This window comes from Haloplanus sp. C73 (assembly GCF_051195115.1).
Taxonomy (GTDB): Archaea; Halobacteriota; Halobacteria; order Halobacteriales; family Haloferacaceae; genus Haloplanus.
Genome location: NZ_JBNTJZ010000001.1, coordinates 781,495 through 791,098, shown reverse-complemented (window position 1 = coordinate 791,098; position 9,604 = coordinate 781,495). Strand labels below are relative to the sequence as shown.

Annotated in this window: 10 protein-coding genes; all 10 read left to right on the top strand. The window is 63.1% G+C overall.

The window, feature by feature from the left end; all coding sequences use genetic code 11:
- Positions 1 to 194 precede the first annotated feature (194 nt).
- The 10 genes from ACQUSQ_RS04245 (at position 195) to flaJ (ending at position 9,572) form a co-directional block, all read left to right on the top strand.
- Positions 195 to 773, top strand: coding sequence for a DUF7500 family protein (locus ACQUSQ_RS04245; RefSeq protein WP_435067251.1), 579 nt, complete (start codon positions 195 to 197; stop codon positions 771 to 773).
- Between the two features lie 80 nt (positions 774 to 853).
- Entirely contained in the window at positions 854 to 1,213 is a 360-nt protein-coding gene (gene cheY / locus ACQUSQ_RS04240; protein WP_049936755.1) for a chemotaxis protein CheY, read from the top strand.
- 2 nt (positions 1,214 to 1,215) lie between these two features.
- Entirely contained in the window at positions 1,216 to 2,442 is a 1,227-nt protein-coding gene (locus ACQUSQ_RS04235; RefSeq protein WP_435067250.1) for a chemotaxis protein CheC, read from the top strand.
- Position 2,443: 1 nt separating this feature from the next.
- Entirely contained in the window at positions 2,444 to 2,944 is a 501-nt protein-coding gene (locus ACQUSQ_RS04230; RefSeq protein ID WP_435067249.1) for a chemotaxis protein CheD, read from the top strand.
- Positions 2,945 to 3,080: 136 nt separating this feature from the next.
- Positions 3,081 to 4,532, top strand: a complete 1,452-nt coding sequence (locus tag ACQUSQ_RS04225; protein WP_435067248.1) for a FlaD/FlaE family flagellar protein — start codon at positions 3,081 to 3,083, stop codon at positions 4,530 to 4,532.
- Positions 4,513 to 4,953 carry a fla cluster protein FlaF gene (locus tag ACQUSQ_RS04220; protein ID WP_435067277.1) on the top strand — a complete coding sequence of 147 codons (441 nt, stop codon included), beginning with the start codon at positions 4,513 to 4,515 and terminating at the stop codon, positions 4,951 to 4,953. Before ACQUSQ_RS04225 ends, ACQUSQ_RS04220 begins: the two co-directional genes overlap by 20 nt.
- The gene (locus ACQUSQ_RS04215) at positions 4,953 to 5,399 is read left to right on the top strand and encodes a flagellar protein G (protein ID WP_435067247.1); all 447 of its coding nucleotides are present in this window, start codon (positions 4,953 to 4,955) and stop codon (positions 5,397 to 5,399) included. The genes ACQUSQ_RS04220 and ACQUSQ_RS04215 overlap by 1 nt, the downstream gene beginning before the upstream one ends.
- Entirely contained in the window at positions 5,396 to 6,154 is a 759-nt protein-coding gene (locus tag ACQUSQ_RS04210) for an ATPase domain-containing protein (protein WP_435067246.1), read from the top strand. The genes ACQUSQ_RS04215 and ACQUSQ_RS04210 overlap by 4 nt, the downstream gene beginning before the upstream one ends.
- Complete coding sequence (locus ACQUSQ_RS04205) at positions 6,154 to 7,827, top strand: type II/IV secretion system ATPase subunit (protein ID WP_435067245.1); 1,674 nt, start codon at positions 6,154 to 6,156, stop codon at positions 7,825 to 7,827. The genes ACQUSQ_RS04210 and ACQUSQ_RS04205 overlap by 1 nt, the downstream gene beginning before the upstream one ends.
- Positions 7,827 to 9,572, top strand: coding sequence for an archaellar assembly protein FlaJ (gene flaJ, locus ACQUSQ_RS04200; RefSeq protein WP_435067244.1), 1,746 nt, complete (start codon positions 7,827 to 7,829; stop codon positions 9,570 to 9,572). The genes ACQUSQ_RS04205 and flaJ overlap by 1 nt, the downstream gene beginning before the upstream one ends.
- The last annotated feature ends 32 nt before the right edge of the window (positions 9,573 to 9,604 follow it).

Below are 9,604 nucleotides of genomic sequence, written 5' to 3'. Positions count from 1 at the left end.
GCTAACGCGCCCCTCGAATCCGGTCAGACTGCAACCCTGCGGATTAACACGGAAAGCGGTGCGACCTCCATCATCCGCATCCAGGTGCCCCAGTCCCTCTCCGGCGAGGAATCCGTCGAACTGTAACTGCTACCCAGCAGTTTCACCGAATCTTTATTGTTTTCACCCTCTCAAGTGGTAACACTGCCCACCGTATGCCATCTGACTCAGACGACTCCGTCTCGGACCGCGGGAAGGTGCTCACCGAGGAGGAGTTAGACCTCACCAGACACGACAACGTGGACGAAATCGACGACGGGCGCTACGTCGTCTCGACCGGCGGGTCGACCAGTGACGATGCCGCCGAGGCCCGCGACGAGGAACGAGAGATAGCGGAGTCGGCGTCCACGGACACCGACGACGACGAGCCGTCGATAACCGAGACGGACGTCAACGCGTGGCTCGAAGACCACCTTCGCGAGGTCGACGCCCAGTACGGCTTCCACGCGACGGCCAAGTTCGACGACGGCGTCAGTCGCCACCAAGTCGTCTCGAACGACGTGGTCACGAGTTTCGAGTCGCTCATGATATGGTACGCACAGCACGTCGGGCGCGGGACGCCCGTCGAAGAGGTACTCGGCATCTTGCTCGCCGAATCCAGCGTCTCGGTTCGTTATCCGGTTCGGACGCTCACCGGCCTGCTCAAACGCTACGACCTCGACCGAGAGGACAGCATCGACGACCTCATCGAGGCCGTCTCCGACGAGCAGGCCGTTGCCCTCTCCGAAGACTGAGTATCACCCGCCCGCGCCCGTATCAGCGCTGAGAATCGCGCCCGAGTCTTTATTTACCGAGTCGTGAATTCACGGCATAGATGCCACCGCAAGTACTACTCGTCGACGATTCGGATTTCATGCGCAACCTCCTGCGCGAGATTCTCGAAGAGAACTTCGAAATCGTCGGTGAAGCCGAGAACGGCGTCGAGGCCGTCGAACTCTACCGCGAACACGACCCCGACCTTGTGATGATGGACATCGTCATGCCCATTCGCGACGGAATCGAGGCGACGAGCGAGATTACGGGGAGCGACCCCGACGCGAACGTCATCATGTGTACCAGCGTGGGGCAGGAGGAGAAGATGAAAAACGCCGTCAAGGCCGGGGCTGACGGCTACATCACCAAGCCGTTCCAGAAACCGAACGTGCTCGAAGCCATCGACGACGTCGTGGCCTGACGATGCGTGTCGACATTCAGTCGCTCGGCACCTACAACCGCCTCGCACAGGAGGGGGCGGAACACGCCGCAGCGTCACTGACGCAGATGACGGGTATCGAGACGTACGTCGACGTGACCAACGTCACACTGATGTCGAAGCGTGACGTGGAGGACGTCTTCGGTGGGACGACCTTCGTCGGCGTCCAGATTGGTCTGGAGGGGGGGCTCTCGGGCGAGACGGCGCTCGCCTTCGACCGCGACAGCGCGGCGAGCATCGTCGACGTCCTCGTACCCGGTGCGTCCGTCAGCGAGGACGACGAGTTCGAGGGCATGGCCCAGAGCGGCCTCGAAGAGATTGGCAACATCATGATGGGCGGGTTCGTGGATGGGTGGGCCGACTACCTGACCACGAGCGTCGACATGACGCCGCCGACCTACGTCGAACGCGACGGGACGGACGTCCTCCCGAACGACGCGCTGGACCGTGCCGAGGAGGAACACGTCTTCGTCTTCGAGAGTCAGATGACCGCCGTCGACGAGGAAATCGACGCGTACATCTACATGCTCCCGGAGTACGGCGCCTTCGCGGAGATGCTCGAAGCCAGCGACGACCACGAAGACGCCATCCCGATGGACAAGCTGACGGTCTTCGACGAGATGACCCGACAGGGCGCCGAGCGCGCCGCCCAGAACGTCTCGTCGATGACGGGCATCGAAACCGACGTCGACGTGAGCCGACTCAGCTTCGTCCCCATCGAGGACGTTCCCAACACGGCCCGGGACGAGGTGTATCTCGGGACGGTTATGGAGTTCAAAGGAACGCCCGGGGGCTACCTCGCCATCCTCTTCGACGAGCCGTCGGCCCGGACCATCGTGGACGCGACGGTGCCGATGGAGCTCGACGAACCGCTCGGAGACATGGGCGAGAGCGCGATTCAGGAGCTGGGCAACATCATGACCAGCGGCTTCATCGACGGCTGGGCGAACGTCCTCCAGACGAGCATCGACCACACGCCACCCGAACTCGTTCACGACATGGGGACGGCCATCCTCAGCCCGATTGCCGGCCGACTCGGCCAGTCACAGGAGTACGCCTTCCTCATGGATTCGGCTGTCGTCACCCCGGAAGGCGAGTTCAACTGCGAAATCTACGCCATCCCCGACGAGCAAAAACTCAAGGAAGCGCTCGACTCCCTGCTGGTCGAGCGGAGTGACCAACTCGAAGCCGACAGCGAGTCACTCTTCTAATATGAAGACGTACGGCGCGGAGCCGACGTCGAGCCCCTCCCGACAGCGGGTCGGCATCGCCGACTTCGCAGTCACGGCCGACGGCGCCGTCCTGTCGACCAGCGGCCTCGGCTCCTGTCTCGGAATCGGCCTCCACGACGAGCGAGCGGGTGTCGCGGGCCTCATCCACGTCATGCTCCCGACTGCGCCGGACGACGTCCAAAACCCCGCGAAGTACGCCGACACCGGCATCGACGCCCTACTGGAGGCTATGGCAGACGAGGGGGCGACCACCGAGCACGTCACGGCGAAGATGGCGGGCGCGAGCGCCATGTTCGATTTCGACAGTCAGGACGAGCCAATCGGTGACCGGAACGTCGCCGTGGCTCGCGAGGTGCTGGACCGACTCTGCGTCCCCGTCGAAGCGGCGGATGTGGGCGGCGATTCGGGCCGCTCGGTCCGCTTTCACGGCGATACGGGCGAGTTGTGTATCGTCTCCGGCGGCACCGAGCGGTGTCTCTGACCTCGTCATTTCTGTCTGCCGCGCGTCATACGCATATCAATATTGATAACCTAAGGACAACGATTAAAGTGAGAGCGAGCATGGGAGCATACGATAGAATGGATTCGGGGACACGTCGCGTCATCTGGGAGGCCACATGGAGCTTCTAGACCGGTTTCTCGGTAGCGACGACGCCGAGTCCAGCGACAGCGGTGACGGCGGCGACGACATGCTCTTCGAGGAGGACGGTGACGACGACCTCGGCGGGTTCGGCGACGATTTCGAGGACGATGGCCTCGGCGGATTCGATGACGGCGACGACGGCGACGCGGCGACCGCCGAACTCGAAGGCCGAATCGACGAGTTGGAAAACGAGGTCGCCAGCCTCTCGTCGACGGTCAGTACGATTCGAAGCGAGAACGAGGAGATTAGCAACACCGTCGAAGACGTCGAGGAGAACGTCCGCAAACTGCTCGACATCTACGAGATGGTCACCCGAGGCGTCAACCCGTTCGTCGACGACGCGCAGGCCGGCGGCGGGGGCTTCGAGGGGGGCGGTGGCGGTGGTGCGATGAGCCTGTTCGACAGCGACGACGACGAGGAGACGGAGGAGGACCTCGACGACGACATCGCCGGCGCCGAGGCCGAGGACTTCTTCGACGACGACTTTCTCGACGAGGACGAGGAAGGCGGCGACGACGGGTTCGACGACTTCGAAACCGACACCGTGGACGGGGGAACGACAGATATGGCTGATGACGAAGATGACACCGACGACTCCGGCAAATCGTTCGAAGAACTGAAAGACGAGTACGACAGCGGCGACGCCGATTGGGTCGACGACGAGGGCGGCGACGCGACCAACGGTGACGCCGATGACTCGTTCGACGACTCGTTCGAGGGCATCGACGACGTGGACGACGGCCTCGCCGACGGAGACGACGGCCTTGACGACGGCGGCCTCGATGACGAACTCGAAGACTCGTTCGACGACAGCGGTATCGACGAGTCGTTCGATGATGGTGGCATCGACGACGGCGGTATCGACGAGTCGTTCGATGATGGTGGCATCGACGACGGCGGTATCGACGAGTCGTTCGACGACGACCCCGAACCAGCCCAGACGCCCGACCCCGAACCGGCGCAGGCGGCCACCGACGGCGCCGCGGCGCAGGCGTCGGACCAACCCGCCGGCGACGGGGCCGACGCCGGCGACCTGCAGTTCGCGGCCAACACGATGATGCAGGGCTCCGGAACGACGAAACCCTATCTCCAGAGCGTACCCGCCGGCTACGTCGGCGATATGCTCGTCATGGAGTGGCTCGAATATCTGGTCGAACAGAGCGACGTCGAGGACGCGGTCCGAGCCATCGAGTACTACCGCCGCGTCCAGTGGGTCGGCGAGGACGCCGCGGACGAACTCCGGGATTTCCTCGTCGGCTTCGGCGACCTCGACGCCGACCGCGAGGTGACCGGGCCGCCGTCGGCGCTCTCAATCGAACACCACGTCGCCAGCCTCCGATACATCAGCCGACTGACCGGCTCGACCGCCGATTCGGTCGTCTTCGAATGCTGGAGCGGTGACGGAGGTGTCCCCTTTGGGATTTAGCGTCAGCGGCTCCGCGGCAATCGTGTTCGTCGGCCTGTTTCTGGCCTTCTCGACGGCGTACACCGCCTCGGCCAACGGGTTCGAACGCGTCAGCGACGCCACGTCCTCGGTGCAGGACGAGACGCTGGAGCGTCAGAACACGGCACTCAACATCACGACGGCCACCTACGACAGCGGCAACCAGACCCTGACCGTCGAGGTGGTCAACGAGGGAGCGACGTCGCTCGCGGTCAACGCGACGGACCTCGTCGTCGACAACGCGTACCGCGATAACTTTAGCGCCCGCCACGTCGACGGCGACGACGCGACGTCGCTGTGGCTCCCGGGCGAGCGTCTGCATCTCGAAGTGTCGATGTCGACCCAGCCGAACCGTGTCAAAATCGTCACCGGCCCCGGTGTGGCCGCGACGGAGGTGCTCTGATGGCGAGTGTCTCCGCGTCTCACCTGATTCTGTTCATCGCGAGTATGGTCATCGCGGCCGGCGTCGCCGGGACGTTCACGCAGGGCGTCTCGCGGCTGAGTCAGGGCATCGACGACCAGAGCCTCGAAGTGTCCGAGGAGGTCCGGACCGACATCGAGGTGATAAGCGACCCCGGCAGTCCCGTGTACGATAACGACTCGAACACGGTGACGCTCTTGGTGAAGAACACGGGGACGTCGAACATTCCGGCGGAGTCGCGGTTCATCGAAATCCTTCTCGACGGACAGTACCAGACGAACGTCACCATCACCGTCGTCGACGGTGACCGGTGGCGGCCGAACAACGTCGTCCGTCTCGAAATCAACGGGGCTGACCTCGCCAGCGACGACCACCGCGTGAAACTCATCGTCAACGGCGACGAGGAGGTGTTCAGATTCCGCTCATGAGCCAGACTGGAACCAACTTGCTGTCGCTCGGACTGGAGGACCACGACCGCCTCAACAAGGAACTCGGCGGGGGCATCCCTCGCGGGAGTATCGTCCTCGCCGAGGGCGACTACGGGGCCGGCAAGAGCGCGCTGTCACAGCGACTCACGTACGGCTTCTGCGAGGAAGGTCACTCTGTGACCTTCCTCTCGACGGAGCTAACGACACGTGGGTTCATCGACCAGATGCACTCGCTGTCGTACGACATGGTCGACCATCTCCTCGACGAGAACGTCCTGTTCCTTCACGCCGACTTCGACACGAGCGGGACGTTCTCTGGCGACGGCGACGGTGAACGGCAGGAACTACTCAAACGACTGATGAACGCGGAGGTGATGTGGCAGTCCGACGTTATCGTCATCGACACCTTCGACGCCATCCTCCGCAACGACCCGCAGTTCGAGGCGCTGGTGCGACAGAACGAGGAGCGACAGGCCGCACTCGAGATTATCGGCTTCTTCCGCGACATCATCTCGCAGGGCAAGGTCATCGTCCTGACGGTCGACCCCTCGACGGTCGACGAGGAGGCCATCGGCCCCTTCCGCTCCATCGCCGACGTGTTCCTCGAACTCGAGATGGTGGAAGTGGGCAACGACGTCCGCCGTCAGATTGCGGTCAAGCGCTTTGCCGGCATGGGACAGCAGGTTGGAGACACCATCGGATACTCCGTCCGCTCGGGGACGGGTATCGTCATAGAGAGTCGTAGCGTCGCATAATGACAGAACTTGGAACCGCCACCCCGTCGGACGAACTGAAACAGATAGCGGCCTCCCGGCCACACCTCCGGGACCACCTGAAGAAGTTCAAACAGATTACTGGCGAGTTCCCGCTGCTCATCGACGAGCCGACCAGCGACTACGAGACCAGCCGCCCGAACGTCCTCTATCACATCGGCGGTCCCATCTACTGCCACATCTACGGTGACCTCGGGCAGGACATGAAGTACTACGCCATCGAGCCGTCGCTCTCGGGCGAGGAGCAGACCATCTTCTCGAAGGTTCGCGACGAGTTGCTCGACCGCAGCGTCAGCAAGGCCGTCCCCGAGGAGGAGTCGGAGTACGACGACCGAATCGAGGAACTCCTCCAAGAGACGACGACCATCGACCGCGACCGGAGCGGCCTCCGTTACTGGATTGACCGCCTGCTCCAGTTTTTGAACCTCGGCAACCTCCGCGTCAGCGAGCAGACCTACGAGAACATCCGCTACCGGCTCAACCGCGACATCGTCGGCCTCGGGCCGCTGGAACCGGTGATGCGTGACCCTGCTAACGAGGACGTTCACGTCATCGGCCCCCACCAGTGCTACGTCGACCACGGCACCTACGGCCTCATCGAGACGACGGTCGATTTCGGCACCTCCGAGCAGTTCGACTCGTGGATTCGGAGCATGGGCGAGCGCATCGGCGACCCCGTCTCGGACTCGAACCCCATCGTCGACTCCACGCTCCCGGACGGCTCTCGTCTCAACGTCATCTACTCCGACGACGTGAGCGTGCAGGGGCCGAGTCTCACCATCCGACAGGGCGACGAGACGCCCCTCTCCATCAACCAGATTACCAAGTGGGGGACGCTCTCGCCCGAACTCGTCGCCTACCTCTGGCTCTGTCTGGAGAACGAGCAGACGGTGTTCGTCGTCGGCGAGACGGCGTCGGGGAAGACGACGACGCTCAACAGCATCATGTCGTTCATCCCCCGGGACTCCAAAATCTACACCGCCGAGGACACCGCCGAGGTGTTGCCCCCACACGACACGTGGCAACAGTTGCTCACGCGTGAGGGCGGCGGCGAGGACAACTCCGACGTGGACATGTTCGACCTCGTCGCCGCCGCGCTCCGCTCCCGCCCCGACTACATCGTCGTGGGTGAGGTGCGGGGCGAGGAGGGGCGGATGGCGTTTCAGGCCGCCCAGACCGGCCACCCCGTCATGCTCACCTTCCACGCCAGCGACATCGTCTCCATGATTCAGCGGTTCACCGGCGACCCCATCAACGTCCCCGAGACGTTCATGGACAACGCGGACGTGGCGCTGTTCCAGAACCGAGTCAAGCAGGGCGACGACGTGCTTCGCCGCGTGACGAGCGTGCAGGAAATCGAGGGCTACTCGAAGGAGATGGACGGCGTCGTCACTCGGCAGGTGTTCAGTTGGGACCCCGTCGAGGACGAAATCGTCTTCCAAGGGATGAACAACTCCTACGTGCTCGAAGAGCAGATTGCGACCCTGCTCGGCTACGCCGACACGCGCGACATCTACGACGACCTGGATTTCCGCGCTCGCCTCGTCGAGCGGATGATAGAGGAGAACATCCTCGGCTACCACGAGGTCAACGAGGCCATCAAGTCCTTCCAGCGCGACGGCGTCGAGGGGCTTCCGTTCGATATCCACAAATAATGGCCTCTGAACCGACCTCGGAGGGCGGCGCCGACATCACCGTCTCGGAGACGCTCGCGGACGTCATCGAGGCCTACGAGCGCATGGACATGGAGATGTCGCGGTATCTCCTCCTCATCGTCCTGCCGTCGGCGGTGTTTTTCGTGGGTACCGTTGCCGTGGCCCTGCTGGTCGACCTGCCCATCTCGATTCAACTTCCGATTCCGCTCCTCGGCGGCCTCGTCCTCGTCGCCGCCGTCGCGTACCCGAAACTCCTCATCAGTCAGGAGCGCGTCGAGATGGAGAACCAGTACCACCTCCTGATGACGCACATGACGGTGCTGTCGACGACGAACATCGACCGCATGGAGGTGTTTCGCAAACTCGCGGAGGAAGAGGAGTACGGCGCGCTCTCGACGGAAGTCGACCGCATCGTCCAACTCGTCGACACGTGGAATCAGAGCCTCGACGACGCCTGCCGACGTCGCGCCCGACGTATCCCGAGCGACCACCTCGCGGACTTCTTCGACCGATTGGCCTACACCGTCAACGCCGGGCAGGAACTCAGCGAGTTCCTCCTCAGCGAGCAGCAGGTGATGATTCAGAACTACGTGACGATGTACGAGAGCACGCTCGACAACCTCGAAGTGATGAAAGACCTCTACCTGTCGATGGTGCTCTCGATGACGTTCGCGCTGGTGTTTGCCATCGTCCTCCCCATCCTCACGGGGACGAATCCGACGATGACCGTCGGGGCCGTTATCGTCCTCTATGCCTTCGTCCAGACGGGTTTCTATCTCGTCATCCGGACGATGTCGCCCTACGACCCCATCTGGTACTACCCCCCCGACATCCGCCCGCGGGGTGAGTGGACGATGCTCGGCAGTCTCGCAATCGGCGCCATCGGCAGTCTGGTTCTCGTCGGCCTCGTCGCTGGCGACCTGTTCGGTGTCGGCCCCGGCGTGACCGACCTGCTCCCGGTGTCGACGCTCCCCCGCCCGATTTACATGGCGCTTCCCGTCACACCGCTCGCGATTCCGGGCGTCGTCTTCCGCGTCCACGAAGAGCGCATCAAAGCTCGGGACGACGAGTTTCCGAGTTTCATCCGGGCGCTCGGCGCGAGCGAGACGGCGAAGCAGTCGACGACGACGGCCGTCCTCAAGACGCTCCGGAAGAAGGACTTCGGGCCGCTCACTCACGACATCGACGACCTGTTCAAGCGGCTGAACATGCGTCTCGACCCGGACCGGGCGTGGCATTATTTCACCGCCAACACGCGCTCCTATCTCATGCAGAAGTTCAGCGAGATGTATCTCGTCGGTAGACAGATGGGGGGCGAGCCGAAACAGTTGGGTGAACTCATCAGCGAAAACATGAACCACGTGAACCAGCTCAGACAGCAGCGCGAGCAGGCGACGGTGACGATGATTGGCCTCCTCTACGGCATCACCGCCGCCTCCTCCTTTGCCTTCTTCATCGGCTTCAAAATCGTCGAAATCCTCGCCGGCATGTCCCTCGACCTCGGGTCGAGTTCTTCCTTCTCGGCCGCCCAACTCATCCACACGCAGGTGTACGACCTGCCGGTCATCCAGTTCATGCTGCTCGGTGTCGTGATGATAAACGCCGTCCTCTCGTCGCTCATCATCCGGACCGTCGACGGTGGGCATAAAGCCAACGCCCTCTTGCATTTCGTCATGCTCACTTGGATTGGGTGTGCCGTCGCCGTCCTCACCATGTCCGTCGTGGGAGGGCTGTTGAATGTCTGAGGCAGTCCCGCCCGTCTCCGGGGTGATGGCCC